Below are 15945 nucleotides of genomic sequence, written 5' to 3' on the forward strand. Positions count from 1 at the left end.
GGTCAGAGCGATTGGGGTTCGCCGGATTCGGATGGAGCGCGCGTCAGCAGCATGGCGTCGCCGTAACTGAAGAAGCGGTAACGCTGGGCGATGGCGTGCTGGTAGGCGCCTCGGATGGCGCTCATGCCGGCAAATGCCGATACCAGCATCAGCAACGTCGATTTTGGCAGGTGGAAGTTGGTCACCAGCATGTCGACGGCGCGGAACCGGTAGCCGGGAGTGATGAAGATGTCGGTCTCGCCGCTGCAGGCATTGAGCGTGCCGTCTGGCTGCGCGGCCGATTCAAGTGCGCGCATCGACGTGGTGCCCACCGCGATCACGCGGCCACCGGCTGCGCGCGTGGCGCGGATGGCTTCAGCCAGTTCGGGCGTGATTTCGTACCACTCGCTGTGCATGCGGTGCTCGGCGATGTTTTCCACGCGCACCGGCTGGAACGTGCCGGCACCGACGTGCAGCGTGAGAAAGCCGCGCTGGATGCCCATGGCGTCAAGCTTGGCGAACAGCGCATCGTCGAAATGCAGGCCCGCCGTGGGTGCCGCGACGGCGCCCGGGTTGCGCGCATACACGGTCTGGTAGCGCGTCTCGTCAAAGCTGTCGGGGTCGTGCTCGATGTAGGGCGGCAGCGGCAGGCGGCCGTATTGCTCGATCAGATCCAGCGCCGGCTGCGGGAAACGCAACGTAAAGAACGGCTCGGCGCGGGGGCCGACCGTCACGTCAAAGGCGTCGGCCAGGCGAAGTGTGGTGCCCTCGACGGGCGACTTGCTCGAGCGGATCTGCGCCAACACGGTGTGCTCGTCCAGCAGGCGCTCGACGAGCACCTCGACCTTGCCGCCACTGGCCTTGTGACCGAAAAAGCGCGCCTTGATGACACGGGTGTCGTTGAAGACGAGCAGGTCGCCGGGGCGCAGGTAGTCGACCAGATCGGCAAACTGGCGGTCTTCAAAATGTACGGCATCTTCCGCACGGCGGACAGCCAGCAGGCGGCTCGCGGTGCGGTCGGGCAGGGCGGTTTGTGCGATCAGCTCGGGCGGCAGATCGAAGTCGAAATCGGACAGCGTCAGCATGAAAAGTGGCGCAGACGTGGATTGCGCCAAGTGATGGTGGCGGGCGCCGGTACAATCGGGCGACTCGCAAAGTTCGCCATTGTAAACGCCCTGTGCCGCCTCGCGCCCGTTCCGCCACTGATGCTGCTCTTATGCCCGACGCTGATACTGCGCCGGCGCCGAAGCCAAAACGCGCAGCCCCGGCAGACAAGCCAGCCAAGGCAGCGGCCAAGACCGCCCGCCCGGCGGACAAACTGGCCAAGCTTGGCCTGCACCGCGACGTCGATCTCGTCCTGCATCTGCCGATGCGCTACGAGGACGAAACCATACTCCTTACCATTGCCGAAGCCACGGCCCGGGCCAATACTGGCTGGGCCGCGCAGGTCGAAGGCACGGTCACGCGCAATGAAGTGGCGTTCCGGCCGCGCAGGCAACTCGTCGTGCATATCGCCGATGACTCGGGCGAGCTGGTTCTGCGTTTTCTCAATTTCTACGGCAGCCAAGTCAAGCAGATGGCCGAAGGCGTGCGCCTGCGCGTGCGCGGCGAGGTGCGCGGTGGCTTCTTCGGCGCCGAGATGGTGCACCCGACCGTGCGCGCCGTGGCCGAGGATGAACCGCTGCCCGACCGCCTGACACCGGTGTATCCGAGCACGGCTGGTGTGGCGCAGGCCTATCTGCGCAAGGCGATCCTGAACGCGCTCACGCGCACGCCACTGCCGGAAACACTGCCGAACAGCCTCATCACTGGGCCGCTAGCGCCGCTCAAGCTGATGACGCCGGCCGATGCCGTGCGCCTGTTGCATCAACCGACGCCCGATGTCGACGAGCACAGCCTCGTCGAGCGTACGCACCCGGCGTGGCTGCGCATCAAGTTTGATGAACTGCTGTCGCAGCAGCTGTCGCTCAAGCGTGCGCAGGCCGCGCGCCGCATGCGCAATGCGCCCATCCTGCGCGACAGCGGTAAGGATGGGCTGCTCGCGCGCTTCATGAATGCGCTGCCGTTCAAGCTGACCGGCGCGCAGGCGCGCGTGTGGGAAGATATCCGTGCCGACCTTGCGCACCCGTACCCGATGCAGCGGTTGCTGCAGGGCGACGTGGGCAGCGGCAAGACCGTCATTGCCGCGCTGGCAGCGTGTCAGGCCATTGACGCCGGCTGGCAGGCCGCCCTGATGGCGCCGACCGAGCTGCTGGCCGAGCAGCACTACCGCAAGCTTTCTGCGTGGCTGGAACCGCTGGGCGTGGACATCGTCTGGCTGGCCGGCAGTCTCAAGCGCAAGCAGAAGGACGAGGCGGCCGCGCGTGTGGCGGCTGGCACGGCGCAACTCGTGATCGGCACGCATGCGCTGATCCAGGACGCGGTCACGTTCGCGCGGCTCGGCCTGGCCGTGGTGGATGAGCAGCATCGCTTTGGCGTGGCGCAACGTCTGGCGTTGCGGGGCAAGGCTGGCAATGGCGATGCGCCCGCCGCCAACGCCCAGGTGCCGCACCAACTCATGATGTCCGCCACGCCCATCCCGCGCACGCTGGCAATGACGTATTACGCCGATCTCGACGTCTCTGCCATCGACGAATTGCCGCCCGGCCGCACGCCCATCGTCACGCGCCTGGTGAACGATGCGCGCCGCGACGAAGTGATTGAACGCATCTACGCTGCCGCACGCGAAGGTCGGCAGGTCTATTGGGTTTGCCCGTTGATCGAAGAGAGCGAGGCGCTGCAGCTGCAGACCGCCGTCGACACCTTCGAGACGCTTTCCCAGAGTCTGGAAGGTTTGAAGGTGGGTCTCGTGCACGGACGACTGCCATCCGCCGAGAAGGCCGCCGTGATGAGCGCCTTCGCCGGCGGCGAGCTGCACGTGCTGGTGGCCACCACCGTCATTGAAGTCGGTGTGGATGTGCCCAATGCCTCGTTGATGGTGATCGAACATGCCGAGCGCTTTGGCCTTGCGCAGTTGCATCAGCTACGCGGGCGGGTGGGGCGTGGCACGGCGGAATCGGTGTGCGTGCTGCTGTATCAGGCGCCTCTGTCGCCGACGGCCAAGCAGCGTCTGCAGACCATGCGCGAGACCACCGATGGTTTCGAAATCGCCCGGCGCGATCTGGAGATCCGCGGCCCCGGCGAATTCCTCGGCGCGCGGCAGTCGGGCGAAGCCATGCTGCGCTTTGCCGATCTGAACCACGATGCTTGGCTCGTCGAATTTGCCCAAGGAGCGGCGGACGACATGCTGGCCCGCTTTCCAGAAGCCGTCGACACCCATCTCAAGCGCTGGCTGGGCGAGCGCGAGCACTACCTGCGCGTTTAAGGCCGGCGGCGCACAGTTTTTTAGTGCGCCAACTGGGCCTGCTTGCGCAAGCGCTTGGCGGTGTACATCTCGCGATCGGCCTGATCAAGCAGGGCCGTGATCTCGGTGCCGTCTTCGGGCATCACCGCCACGCCGATGCTCACGCGCAGATCCAGCGGCTGGCCTTCGAACACGTACGGTTGCTGCACCTCCTCAATGAGCCGCTCGCTTTGCGCCTGCGCATCGGCCCGCGCGACAATGCCCGGCAGGATCACGGCAAACTCGTCACCGCCCACGCGCGCCACCGTGTCGGAGCGCCGTGCAGTGCGGCCCATGCGCTGTGCGGTCTCGCGAATGGCTGCATCACCGGCACGGTGGCCATGGCGATCATTGATGAGCTTGAGATTGTCCATGTCGACATTGAGCACACCCAAGCCGCCATGCGCGCGTTGTGCCAGATGGATCGACTGCCGCAGGCGGTCATAGAACAGCGCGCGGTTGGGGAGGTCGGTCAGCGCGTCGTGCGTGGCGCGCAGATATAACTGATCACGCTCTGCGTTGGCGGCGTGGAACATGGCCGCCGCGATCAGCTCGGACATCAATTCCAACACGCTGATGTCGCTTTCGCTGAAGGCGCCTACCTCCGGTGCCACCAGCTTGAGCACGCCGACCGTGGTGTCGAGATGCCGCAGCGGCGTGACCACCATCGAGCGCAAACCCACGCGGCGACAGGCTTCGCGGTCGACGCGCGCGTCGGTTTCGGAGTCTGTGCATTGCAGGATTTCGCTGGTCTGCACGCACAGACCCGACAGGCTTCCCTTGCGCGCCAGGCGCAGGCCCAGCAGCGTTTCGGTCAGGCCCGAAGTGGCGCAGTACACCATCTCATCGCCTTCCGCCAATTCGACGACCGCCCCCGTCGCGCACGTCAGATGCTGTGCCCGCTCGGTGACCAGCGCCATGATCGCGCCCAGATCCGTGCCCAGCTTGGCGATCTCTGACTGTGCTCGCACGATTTCAAGGAGCGTGGCGGGGTTTTGCAGATGCGGGTGGTCGAACGGCATGAGGCGCGGCGCGGGTGTAGCAGTGAGTCGGGCGATTTTAGCCCGTCACCCGAACGGCATAGACCGAAATGTCGCCGGGTTGAGGCGCCGTTACAACTTTCGTATGCACTGCGGCGGTGCGGGCAGAATCGGCAGGCCGCAAGACGTTGAGGTCGCAGGGTTCTTCGTCGAATGCCCACTCTTAGGGTTTAGCCGACGGCCGGCTCCAGCCGTATCAGCGTGATCTCCGACGGCGCCCCGAACCGCTTGGGCGGGCCCCAATATCCCGTGCCTCGGCTGGTGTAGATCCACAGGCGCCCGAGCTTGTGCAACCCAGCCGTAAAGGGCTGCTGCAGCGGAACAAACAGGCTCCACGGCCAGAACTGGCCGCCATGCGTGTGCCCCGATAGTTGCAGGTCGAAGCCGGCCTCTGCAGCGGCAGGAGCGCTGCGCGGTTGATGCGCGAGGAGGATGGTGGGCGTCACGCCGGACGGCGATCCCGCCAGCGCCCGCGTCGGATCGCTCGCATGCGCAGCGTCGAACTTGCCAGCACTGAAATCGGTTACCCCCGCGATCACCAGCGGCGCGCCGTCGTGTTCAAGCACCGTATGCTCGTTCATCAACACCCGCATGCCGAGCCGCTCGAACTCAGACACCCAAGGGCCGACGCCCGAGTAGTACTCGTGATTGCCCGTCACCGCAAAAACGCCATGCCGAGCCGACATGCCGGCCAGCGGCGCGATATGCGGACGCAGCACGTCGACCTCGCCGTCCACCAGATCGCCCGTCACGGCGATGACATCCGGTTGCAGCGCATTGAGCCGATCGACCACGCCGGCCACATACGCTCGCTTGATGGTGGGGCCGACATGCAGATCAGTGATTTGCGCGATGGTGAAGCCGTGCAGCGGCGCTGGCAGGTCCGCAATGGGCACCGTCACCCGAGCGACGCGGGGGATGCGGCGCGCATTGACATAGCCGATCAGCGTCACCAGCAAGGTGAGGGCGACGACGAGCAGGGCCGAGTCGTGGCGATAAGTCTGTGGCAGCGCGATCAGCGCAACGTCCCGCAGCAGCGTCAGGACCAGCAGCGACGAAAATAGGCCCATCAGCAACGCGCCAAACCAGCTCACGCGATCCGCCAGCGAAATCGGGCGGATCACGAAGCGCGCCGCCATCCCAGTCGGGATCATCACCGTCGATACGAGCAGGAAGATCACGCCTGCAGCCCAGCCAGCGCCGTTCCAGCCCAGATCCGGCAGGAGCCGCCATCCGATGTAGAGGTGCAGCGCTGCCATGAGCGCCACTGTCGTTGTCAGAAAGCGGCGCCTGCCGCGGGGCAGGGATCGGCTGCCGTTAGGTTCGTCACTCATGCTGGGGCGGCTCCTTATTGTTTCGTTGAAACGCATTCACGGAAGATGGGGCGGATGGCAGCGTTGTCAATGCCGGGGCCGCCGTTCGAACTCCAAGCAACATCGCACGTCCCTTGGTAAAATCTATCGATATCCCCAAGCCGATTGATCGTCATGACGCTCACTGAACTGAAATACATCGTCGCCGTCGCGCGGGAACGCCACTTTGGGCGTGCCGCCGAGGCCTGCTTCGTCTCGCAACCGACGCTGTCGGTCGCCATCAAGAAGCTGGAAGACGAACTGGCCGTGCAGATTTTCGAGCGCGGCGCGTCGGAAGTGAGCGTTACGCCTGTCGGCGAGCAGATCGTCACACAGGCGCAGCGTGTGCTTGAACAGACGATGGCGATCCGCGAGATCGCCAAGCAGGGGATGGACCCGCTGGCGGGGCCGCTGCGCCTGGGGGTGATCTACACGATCGGGCCGTATCTGCTGCCCTCGCTTGTCAAGCAGATGATCGACACCGTCCCGCAGATGCCGCTGATGCTGCAGGAGAACTTCACCGTGCGGCTGGTGGAGCTGCTCAAGCAGGGCGAGATCGACTGCGCCATCATGGCCGAGCCGTTTCCCGAGGCTGGTCTGATGACGGTGCCGCTGTACGACGAGCCCTTTGTCGTGGCGGTGCCGCGTGGTCACGAGCTGGCCAAGGCGTCGTCGGTGGACCCGGAGGCGCTCAAGCAGCAGACCATGCTGCTGCTGGGCAACGGGCATTGCTTCCGCGACCACGTGCTGGGCGTCTGCCCGGAGTTGTCGCGCTTTTCGCAGAACGCGGACGGTATCCAGAAGACGTTCGAAGGTTCGTCACTGGAGACGATCCGCCATATGGTTGCCAGCGGTGTGGGCATTACGGTGCTGCCGCGTACGTCGGTGCCGAGCATGCAGCCTGCCGCCACCGACCTGCTGAGTTACGTGCCGTTCCAGGAGCCGGTGCCCGACCGCCGCGTTGTGCTGGCATGGCGCAAGAGCTTCACTCGCATCGCTGCGATTGAAGCGGTGGCCAAGGCGGTCGCGCAATGCAAACTGCCCGGCATCAAGCTGTTGCCGCCCACCCCGCTGATTCACTGATCCTCCGTGGTGCCAGTTGGCCGTTGTCGGCTTAGCGAAGGGAATTAGAAAAAGCGACGCTTTTTCGCTGAGAATTAGCGAAGTTGGCTAGAAAAAATAGCGAAGCTGATCAGATTGCCATGTGGCGTTCGCAGTTCCCTTCCTCGTTCTTGTTGGAGGGCGGGTGGTGACGGGAAAACTGCCTTAAATGCTTCATTGTTGGATCCTCAGGCGCTCGCCGTAAATGGCAGCTAGCCACGTCACTGAAGAAGCAGAGGCCACAGATTAGTGCGCTGGAAGGTTGGAGGCCTATCAGATGTCCCTAGACTGCGATAGGCTCGTGTTGGTTTTGTACTCCTTGGTCCACATATCCCCGGGGTTTCCGCTTAGATGAACGAGCGTCAACCGGCGTGAATGCCGACGCGTCACGGCGGAGCACAAAGGATGGCTGTCCATAGCTTAGTGTCCCATCGCCACACGATAGCGGCAGTTGTGACGCCTACAAATATGCACAAGACAAGCAGAGCTCGGACTTTGCGCCGCGTGATAAACCGCATAGCTCACCGCCTTAACTGACAAAAAACGCTGCCTACCGCATGGTGCATGTCCAATTGCGGGCCACGCCCGAGGCGGAGCACTTTACATGCCGCGGAAGCAACGTCAAGAAATGACAGGAGCCAGGACGCCGGGTGTGCGCCCAGTTTCAATAATGCGTGAGCAATCTCCCGCGCTACCCCACGTTCATCGGCAACAACACCATCTGTTTGCCCTGCACGTGTAGGCGCGTCTGGATCTCAAGCGGCGTCTGGTTGTGCAACCAGGCGGTCAGGAAATTGACCTGTTTGAAGATGAGCTTGCTGGCAAAGCACACGCTGTTCGGGAAGGCGTCCATCGTGGTTTCGGCCAGGCGCGTGAATTCCGCAATCGGGTGCGTGCCGAAGGCGATGCGGTAGTCCGCCGCCATGCCGTGGCGCCGGCAGTGCGCCACGTAGTACGCCAACGATGCGCTGATGGTCTGGCGCAGGTGGTCCAGATGTTCAGCGCCTTCATAGCTCTGTGCGTCCACCTCGCCCACGGCCAGGAAGATCACGTTCTTGAAGTGGCCGGGAAACAGCCGGTTCACCCACAGCAGCGCATGCATGCTCGCCCCAAGATGCTTGCCGACCAGCAGAATGGCAGTCGGCTGTGAAGGGTCTGGTTTGGCCGGGGCGCTGCTTTCGTCCACCGCAGGGGGGGCTCCGCCAAACAACGCATCTTCCTTGGCGATCTGTGCGCGGGTTTCGTCATAGTGCCGCCGGATCAGGACGCACAGCGCCACGACCGCGCTGGTGACCAGCACTGTCAACCAGCCGCCCGCCGTGAATTTCTCGACCAGCGTGATAACCAGCACCGTGCTGGTGACCGACAGGCCCAGGGCGGACAGTGCGAAGTGCTTGAGCCAGTTGCCACTGTCCTTGCGGCGGCGCCACCAGTACGTACACAGGCCCAGCAGTGACAGGCTGAACGTCAGAAACACGTTGATGCTGTACAGCACCACCAGCACCGCCACCTCGCCGTGCGTCCACAGCAAGATGATGACGCTGGCCACGCCCATCACGATGATGCCGTTCTGCCGCACCAGCCGCGTCGACAGATCGCGGAAATGCCGCGGCACCCAGGAGTCTTGCGCCATGTTCGACAGCACCGCAGGGCCATCCAGAAAACCCGTCTGCGCGCCCACCAGCAACAGGCCCGCCTCGAACGCCAGCACGGCTGCCAGCAGCACACTGCGCGCAAGCGCTGAGTCGAGCCCCATGTGGTCGATCACGCTGCCGAACACCACCGCGTTAAGCGTCTGGCCTTCCACTGGCTTGGCCTGCCACAGCATGTACAGCAGGATGATGCCGCCCGCCGTAAAGGCCAGCGACGTCGCCATGTACAACATGGTGCGCTTGCCGGCAGGCACGCGCGGCTCGGCCAGCATGTTGACGTTGTTCGAGACGGCTTCCAGGCCGGTATAGGTACCGCCGCCCATCGAGAACGCGCGCATCAGCAAGCCGAGCATCACCAGCGGCCCAAGCGCCTGTGACATGCCATGCGCCTCGCTGACTGCGTCCGGCACTACCGTCACCAAGTGGTCGCCGTGCACGGCCACGCCATAGACGATCAACCCGAGATGCAGCACCACAAAGCCGATGAAGATCGGCAGCAACACCAGGATGGATTCCCGCATGCCCCGGAAGTTGAGCCCGGTCATCAACACGACCAACACGATTTCGGTGCCCAGCTTGAACGCTTGCGCGCTCACGGGCAGCAGGCTGAAGAACGCGTCCACGCCGCTTGCCAACGAGGTGGCGACGGTCAACACGTAGTCCACCAGCAGCGCCGCCCCCGACACCAACCCGGGGCGCGGCCCGAGTAGTGCCGTGGCCACCCGGTAGCCACCCCCGCCGGTCGGGAACAGCTCGATCACCTGGTTGTAGCCCAGCGCGATGATGAACACCGTGGCAGCCGTGGCCAGCGCGAGAAACAGCGCGAGCGGCGTGTGCTGGCCCAGCGCCAGAAAGGCTTCTTCCGGGCCGTAGCAGGAGGAAGACAACCCATCCGCCCCCAGCCCGACCCACGCCAGCAACGGCGTCACCGCAATGGCATGGCGTGTGCGCGGGTCCAGCGGGTCCAGGGGCTTACCCACCAGCAGTTGCCACATCTTGGTCATGCTTGCCATGGCGTCTCCGTGCAGCGAGTGGTCTTATGGGGGCCAAGTTGGCTGTACTGCTCAATCTAGAGCAGCGTCCGCACAAATGCCACCGATGCCTGCCAAGGCGGCCTTTGCCCGTGAACTGGCTTAAACAGGGCATCCAGGGTGGTTTGTTTACGCGATTTTTTCACGCGCGGGTGATCTCTCTACACGTTTTTGACGGTCGGCTGGCTACGCTTCAGCTATCACCACTACGCGGGCGCCATGCGCCATCATCGAGATGGACATCCTAGCCAGATGGTTGCTCGGCATCGGCGCCATGGTCGCCGTTATCGCATTGTTCATCGCTGTCTACCTCACGGATCGGCGCGCGGAGGAACGCTATGGTCGCGCCATCGAGCAGCACGGCGCTTCGGACTCGAACACGGCGGACCTGTCTTAACGAAGCGCTCAGAGCCCAACGTATCCCGGTACCCGCAGGCAACCACCCGACTCACCCTGCCGCCGGCCGATCAACGTGATCAAACCTTGCCATGCTGAAACTTCTCGTACCGGTTAACGGCTCCCGCCACGCACTGGATGCCGTGCGCCACGCCGCCTTCCTCTGCCAAGATCGCTGCGCGTCGGACATCGTGCTGCTGAACGTGCAGGCGCCACTCGAAGGCGGTCGCGCCAGCGCTTACCACTCACTGGAGGCGCTGCGCCAGCTCGAAGAACAGGACGGAGAAGCCGCGCTTCGACAAGCGCGCGCCATCCTGGACGATGCCGGGGGCGCGTTACGTGGCGCAGATCCGAGTCGGCCGCGTGGCCGAAACGATCGCCCAGAGCGCTGCGGCCAATCAATGCGACATGATCGTGATGGGTTCAGCAGCGCGTACCCCCCTGGGCTCTTTGATCAGAGCCAGGCTGTCAAATCGGCTGATGCGCTTATCGCGCATCCCGGTGATGTTGGTGCGCTGAATGCAGATATCTAGCCCTATGGCCGTTGTATGCGCGATACGCGAAGAAATTTCTTGTCCAATTTGGTCGGAGTTGCTAACCTGCGCGCCGTCACAACTACGGATTAATTTCCATGGACAGTTGTTCTAGTCGATCTTCGATCGCACATTGAACGGCTAGACAGTCTCGGCGTGCCGCGTGCGCACCTCACCACTGCCTAGCCGCATTGCACGGCGGGCAGTGGCACTTGTGTGGGTTCTCTACGCAAGTCTCTTCCCCAATTCGATTGTTTTACCGACACGGCCATGTGGCTGCGTGCGCGCTTGCGTGCGTGGTTTCCTGGGAGGGCCGTGGTCGGCTCGTGCCTACGTTCGTCATAGAAGCGAACGGGGGAGGTCTCATGTTGTTTCTTTCGATGCTGCAATACGCTTGGGTCGCAGTACGTCCGCTGGTTCTGGCACGCGCCGCAGCGCTTGGCCGTCCAGCGTTGTTGGCTGTGATCACGCTGCTGTCGGTTTGTGCGCAGGCTGCCCGCGCGGAAGAGGCCCCGGTTGCCGATGCACCGCTGATCGCCAGTGGTGAATTGGGCGATCGCTTTGGATTCCATGGCCAATCGACGTGGGTCTGGCAAGCCAAGCCGGCATTCAACGCGCCGTACAGCGGCGACAACAGCCTGACACCGGGCCGCGCCACCAGCTATTCCTTCAGCACCACGCTGGATTTGGGCATGCGGCTGTGGAAGGGCGGGGAGTTCCACTTCAACCCGGAAGTGGTGATGGGCAAGGCTTTCTCCGATCTGCATGGTTTGGGCGGCCCAACCAACGGGGAGTTGGCCAAGGTCACTGGCACCGACCCGACGCTGTATCGCGCCCGTGTTTTCATGCGTCAGACCTGGGGACTGGGCGGCGATACGGAAAAGGTCGACGCCGACTTCAACCAGTTCGCCGATGTGGTCGACAAGCGCCGCGTGGTACTGACCGTGGGCAACCTGCCAGTGCTCGATGTGTTCGATGCCGTGGAACATGCGCATGACCCGCGCACACAGTTTCTGAACTGGTCATTCATGACGCATCCATCTTTCGACTATCCCGCCGATGCGCGCGGCTACAGCTGGGGCGTGGCGCTGGAATATATCGACAGCGAACTCGGCTGGGCTGTCCGCGCAGGCCGTTTCCTGCAACCGGTGGAGTCCAATGGTTTGCCGCTCGACACGCGCTTTCTCAAGCACTATGGCGACATGCTCGAGCTGGAAAAGAGCTACACGCTGTTCGGCCAGGAGGGCAAGGTGCGCCTGCTGGGTTGGCGCAACTTAGCGCGCATGGGCCGCTTTGATGATGCGATTGCGCTCGGGCAGGCCACCGGTGCCGCGCCAGACCTGAGCCAGGTGCGGCGCGAGCACGCCAAGGTGGGCGTGGGCCTGTCGTTCGAGCAGAAAGTGGGCGAAAACCTGGGCCTGTTCACCCGCCTGAACTGGTCGGATGACAAGACTGAGACCTATGCTTTTACCGAGGCGGGCCGCAACGTGTCGTTCGGCGGTCTGCTCAAGGGCACGTCCTGGCGGCGGCCGAATGATGTGCTGGGAGCGGCCTTTTCGCTCAACATGCTGGGCCCGGATCATCGTGCCTATCTGGCGGCGGGCGGCAGCGGCGCCTTCCTGGGTGACGGCGCACTGAACTATGGCCACGAGCGCATACTCGAAGTGTTCTACAGCTTTCAACCGGTCAAGGGCATCACGCTCAGCCCCGATTTTCAGTTGATCCAGAACCCCGGTTACAACCGGGACCGCGGGCCTGCCAAGTTCTTTGGCATTCGTGCCCACGCGGAGTTCTAACGCCTACGGAGGACCCATATGGACAGTCCGAGTCGACCTTATCCGACAACCACATCAGTTTCCCACTAGGCCAGTCCGCCGCACGGTTTTCCCTGCTGCTGACTTGCCGCCCAGGCAAGGCAGCGGTGTCTGCATCGCTCCTTGATTGTTTGAATCTGCCGCCAGGGTAAGACGACCCCTGTGCGGCGATTGCCGCATGCCATGCACCCGTCGTGCGCATGTGGCGAGGAGTACCTATGCGCAAATTCAACATCCCCGCCCGTCGTTTCTCGGCAATCGCGCTGCCGTTCAGCTCGCCGTTCGTGCAGGCCCGGGCCGGTGCGCCCGAGCGTGCCAACGCCGTGCCCGCCACCTCCAACCGGCGTGCTGACGACGGTGGGCAGCCGCTCTCCAACCACGGCTACGCTGCCGCTGCCGTCCGGCTGTCGCGCACCTATTGGTAACCGGTGGGTCATCCAATCACCCAATAACAAATCGGAGGTCGCTATGACCCAACTGACTTCGGGCATCGACACACCACCACGTCATGCCGCTCTCGACGACGCCCATGTGGGCGACATCCGTGGGGCGCTCGGCACCATCGCCCACCATGACACCGGCGCGCGTGATAGCTGGCGTGCGCGCTTGCGTACATTGCTCGCCATCCTCGGGCCCGGCCTGATCGTGATGGTCGGCGACAACGATGCCGGCGCCTTCGGCACCTACACGCAGGCCGGGCAGAACTACGGCACCACGCTGCTCTGGACGTTGCTGCTGCTGATCCCTGTGCTGTACGTGAACCAGGAGATGGTGCTGCGCCTGGGCGCCGTCACGCGCGTCGGCCATGCGCGGCTGATCTTTGCGCGCTTCGGCAAGTTCTGGGGCAGCTTCTCCGTCATCGACCTGTTTCTGGTGAACGCGCTGACCTTGGTGACGGAATTCATCGGCATCAGCCTGGCGCTGGAGTATCTCGGCATCCCGCGTCATTGGGGCGTGTGTGCAGCGGCCGCGCTGGTGATGCTGGCCGCCTCCACGGGCGACTTCCGCCGCTTCGAGCGCTTTGCGCTGCTGCTGGTGGCGGGCAGCCTCACGCTTATTCCCATCTTTGTGATGGTGCACCCGCCGATGGGGCAGGTGGCGCGCGACTTCTTCGTGCCTGCTCTACCGGCCGGTGCACCGCTGGCGGAGGTAATGCTGCTGATCATCGCCATCGTGGGGACGACGGTGGCGCCGTGGCAGTTGTTCTTCCAGCAGAGCTACGTGATCGACAAGCGGATCACCGCGCGCTTCATCCGCTATGAGCGAGCGGACCTGTGGCTGGGCATCGTGCTCGTGATTGCCGGTGCCGTGGCGATAATCGCCTTCAGCGCGCAGGCCTTCCACGGTACGCCAGAGTTTGGCAACTACACCGATGCACTGGGCACGGCGAAAGGGTTGGAAGCGCACTCGGGCCGCTGGGCCGGTGTGCTGTTTGCGATCGCGCTGTTGGACGCCAGCATCATCGGCGCATGCGCGGTGTCGCTGTCCACGGCCTATGCTATCGGCGATGTGTTCGCTGTACGGCATTCGCTGCATCGCAAGCCGACGGAGGCCAAGGGTTTCTATGCGATTTACTTCGGGCTGACGCTGCTGGCCGCAGGGTTGGTGCTGACGCCGGGTGTGCCGCTCGGGCTGTTGACCAACGCGGTGCAATCACTGGCCGGCGTGCTGCTGCCGAGCGCGACGGTGTTCCTGCTGCTGTTGTGCAATGACAAGGCTGTGCTGGGCCCCTGGACGAACGGCCGCGCGATGAACATCTTCACCGGCGGTGTGGTGGCGGTGCTGGTGATGCTCTCCGTCATCCTGACGGCGGCGGTGCTGTTTCCCGGCATCGGCGAATTCGAGATCGGCGCGATCCTGATCGGCGGTTCGCTCATCGCCATTGTCATGTCGCTGGTGTTGTGGCACATCGAGCGGCGCAGTCATCGACCCCAGCATCCACTGCGCGTGAGCGTGCTCGATCGCGACCACTGGACCATGCCGCCGCTGGAGCAGCTCACGCCAGCACGTTGGACACCGCTCAAGCGCACGTGGATGTTTGTGCTGCGGGCTTATCTCGTGGTGGCCGCTGGACTGGTGCTGGTGCGGATCGCTGGGCTGGTGACGGGATGAGGCTAGGCCAACAGCCTACATACATCTTGCCTCACGCGCCGGGTAGCTGAAGCGGTTTTGAGTCCAGTTTGCCAACGGGGACAAGGGGTTGCTCGCAATCCCGGATGTTCACGTATACGTGCGCGTCCTTTTTCAACGGGCTGTCGAGAGGCAGTTGCACCACCACGTGTTGCAGTTTATGGCTGCTATGCATATATCTGCCGGCCGTGGTTCCGAAGTCGAACCTTACGACAGCAACCGGAGGATACGCTGCAGACAGGTCTCGCCTTTGGCGGCACAGCGCTCCGAACCGCCCCAGATCCGCTGGTGCACCAATCTTTTCGATTTCTCCGAGTCTCCATCCCTCGTCGTAGGCATATTTGCCTTCATAGATAGTCGAGCAACCGGCGAGGGACATGACCAGCATTGTGCTCATGGTGCGCATCTGCAGTGCGGAAGGAAGAGAGCGCATTCTGAGAACTCCTACCATCATCTGCCTCTTGATACTCCATTTGGACCTATGGCCACGAACCTGTTCGATAGGCATAGCGCATACTTGAAAAGTCCTGCCCTCCATTCAGTGTAGGTCACGTCTCCCACACAGTGATACCGTACAAATCACAGTGCGCTATTTGTCGAACGCGGTAAAAGAGGAAGACCGACAGAGTGAAAACGAAAACGCATCTCATGCAGGTTTTCGTTTGCGTCACCGGGTTATTCGGAAAAACGCATGCACGACGTCTATGCTTCGGCTGCCAGAAATTGGAGCCCCCCATGCAACACACTCGCTTATCCAGCCTTGTTGGAGTCATCGCAACGGTACTGGGTCTAACTGCGCTTCCGGCGTATGCCGTCCTTCCTGATGAGATTCAGGTCTACACCGGTGACATCAACGCGCCCGGCGAGTTTGGACTGGAGTTGCATCTGAACACGACGCCAAGCGGCATTGGAGAACCGTCTTATCCGCGCGAGGTCACGACACCGCATGGCTGGCGGGGCACTGCTGAATTCTCTTACGGCTTGACGCCTTCGGTGGAACTCGGTGTGTACGTCCCAACCGCGCTCACGCGCGAAAATACCTACTACGTCACTGGGCCAAAGGTGCGCGTCAAATGGATGCCCGTCCGACCCGAAGACGGTGTCGGTTACTTCGCTGGTCTCAACGTCGAGCTTGCTCATGTTGCAAGTCGCTTTGAGCAATCACAACAAGCGGTAGAGCTCCGGCCGATTTATGGCTATCAGAATGAGCAATGGCTATGGGCGCTCAACCCGGTGCTCGACTGGAATCTCTCCGGCCAGGATCGCAGTGGCGTGCCTGAATTCGCCCCGGCCCTCAAGATCGCCCGTACGGTGTCCACAGGCATTCGTGCCGGATTGGAGTACTACGCCGGTCTGGGTCGCGTCGACCATGTCTTGCCATTATACGAACAGCAGCACACGGCCTTTCTCGCGTTTGACGTGGATCGCAAGCCGTTCGTTTTCAACTTTGGCGTGGGCAGAGGCTTAACGCGCGCCACCGACCGGTGGACGTTCAAATGGATCTTTGAAGTCCCATTGAGTTAACCGTCAGCCCT

General features: G+C 63.1%; 12 protein-coding genes and 1 pseudogene. 8 read left to right on the forward strand and 5 right to left on the reverse strand.

What is annotated here, in order from left to right; genetic code table 11:
* Nucleotides 1-2 precede the first annotated feature (2 nt).
* A complete protein-coding gene (gene queA / locus DOD19_RS01580) occupies nt 3-1064 on the reverse strand; it encodes a tRNA preQ1(34) S-adenosylmethionine ribosyltransferase-isomerase QueA (protein ID WP_112183693.1) in 1062 nt (353 codons plus the stop codon).
* A gap of 131 nt (nt 1065-1195) precedes the next feature.
* Here queA and recG point away from each other — a divergent pair, with 131 nt between their 5' ends.
* Nucleotides 1196-3343: an ATP-dependent DNA helicase RecG gene (recG, locus tag DOD19_RS01585; RefSeq protein WP_112183695.1), complete on the forward strand. Its 2148-nt coding sequence runs from the start codon at nt 1196-1198 to the stop codon at nt 3341-3343.
* Nucleotides 3344-3363: 20 nt separating this feature from the next.
* Here the strand turns inward: recG and DOD19_RS01590 are convergent, their stop codons facing one another.
* A complete protein-coding gene (locus DOD19_RS01590) occupies nt 3364-4383 on the reverse strand; it encodes a sensor domain-containing diguanylate cyclase (RefSeq protein ID WP_024979058.1) in 1020 nt (339 codons plus the stop codon).
* Nucleotides 4384-4571: 188 nt separating this feature from the next.
* Complete coding sequence (locus DOD19_RS01595) at nt 4572-5735, reverse strand: metallophosphoesterase (RefSeq protein ID WP_024979057.1); 1164 nt, start codon at nt 5733-5735, stop codon at nt 4572-4574.
* A 153-nt stretch (nt 5736-5888) separates the two neighbouring features.
* Here DOD19_RS01595 and DOD19_RS01600 point away from each other — a divergent pair, with 153 nt between their 5' ends.
* Nucleotides 5889-6836, forward strand: a complete 948-nt coding sequence (locus tag DOD19_RS01600) for a LysR substrate-binding domain-containing protein (RefSeq protein ID WP_024979056.1) — start codon at nt 5889-5891, stop codon at nt 6834-6836.
* Between the two features lie 709 nt (nt 6837-7545).
* Here the strand turns inward: DOD19_RS01600 and DOD19_RS01605 are convergent.
* On the reverse strand, nt 7546-9519 hold the full coding sequence (locus tag DOD19_RS01605; protein ID WP_004632829.1) for an APC family permease: 1974 nt from the start codon (nt 9517-9519) through the stop codon (nt 7546-7548).
* A gap of 292 nt (nt 9520-9811) precedes the next feature.
* Between DOD19_RS01605 and DOD19_RS28120 the strand changes: the two genes are divergently transcribed.
* From DOD19_RS28120 to DOD19_RS01625, 5 genes and pseudogenes are all read left to right on the forward strand, one after another.
* The gene (locus DOD19_RS28120) at nt 9812-9934 is read left to right on the forward strand and encodes a hypothetical protein (RefSeq protein ID WP_275426877.1); all 123 of its coding nucleotides are present in this window, start codon (nt 9812-9814) and stop codon (nt 9932-9934) included.
* A 91-nt stretch (nt 9935-10025) separates the two neighbouring features.
* Nucleotides 10026-10452, forward strand: a pseudogene (locus DOD19_RS28230) (universal stress protein).
* A 379-nt stretch (nt 10453-10831) separates the two neighbouring features.
* Nucleotides 10832-12262, forward strand: a complete 1431-nt coding sequence (locus DOD19_RS01615; RefSeq protein ID WP_004632826.1) for a carbohydrate porin — start codon at nt 10832-10834, stop codon at nt 12260-12262.
* Between the two features lie 236 nt (nt 12263-12498).
* Nucleotides 12499-12705, forward strand: coding sequence for a hypothetical protein (locus tag DOD19_RS01620; protein ID WP_012435727.1), 207 nt, complete (start codon nt 12499-12501; stop codon nt 12703-12705).
* A gap of 43 nt (nt 12706-12748) precedes the next feature.
* The gene (locus DOD19_RS01625; RefSeq protein WP_104610506.1) at nt 12749-14392 is read left to right on the forward strand and encodes an Nramp family divalent metal transporter; all 1644 of its coding nucleotides are present in this window, start codon (nt 12749-12751) and stop codon (nt 14390-14392) included.
* A 31-nt stretch (nt 14393-14423) separates the two neighbouring features.
* Here DOD19_RS01625 and DOD19_RS01630 read toward each other — a convergent pair whose 3' ends face one another.
* Nucleotides 14424-14807, reverse strand: coding sequence for a hypothetical protein (locus DOD19_RS01630; RefSeq protein ID WP_233902599.1), 384 nt, complete (start codon nt 14805-14807; stop codon nt 14424-14426).
* Nucleotides 14808-15145: 338 nt separating this feature from the next.
* Between DOD19_RS01630 and DOD19_RS01635 the strand changes: the two genes are divergently transcribed.
* Entirely contained in the window at nt 15146-15934 is a 789-nt protein-coding gene (locus DOD19_RS01635; protein WP_012435730.1) for a hypothetical protein, read from the forward strand.
* Nucleotides 15935-15945: the final 11 nt, after the last annotated feature.

This window comes from Ralstonia sp. GX3-BWBA (assembly GCF_003290055.1).
Taxonomy (GTDB): Bacteria; Pseudomonadota; Gammaproteobacteria; order Burkholderiales; family Burkholderiaceae; genus Ralstonia; species Ralstonia holmesii.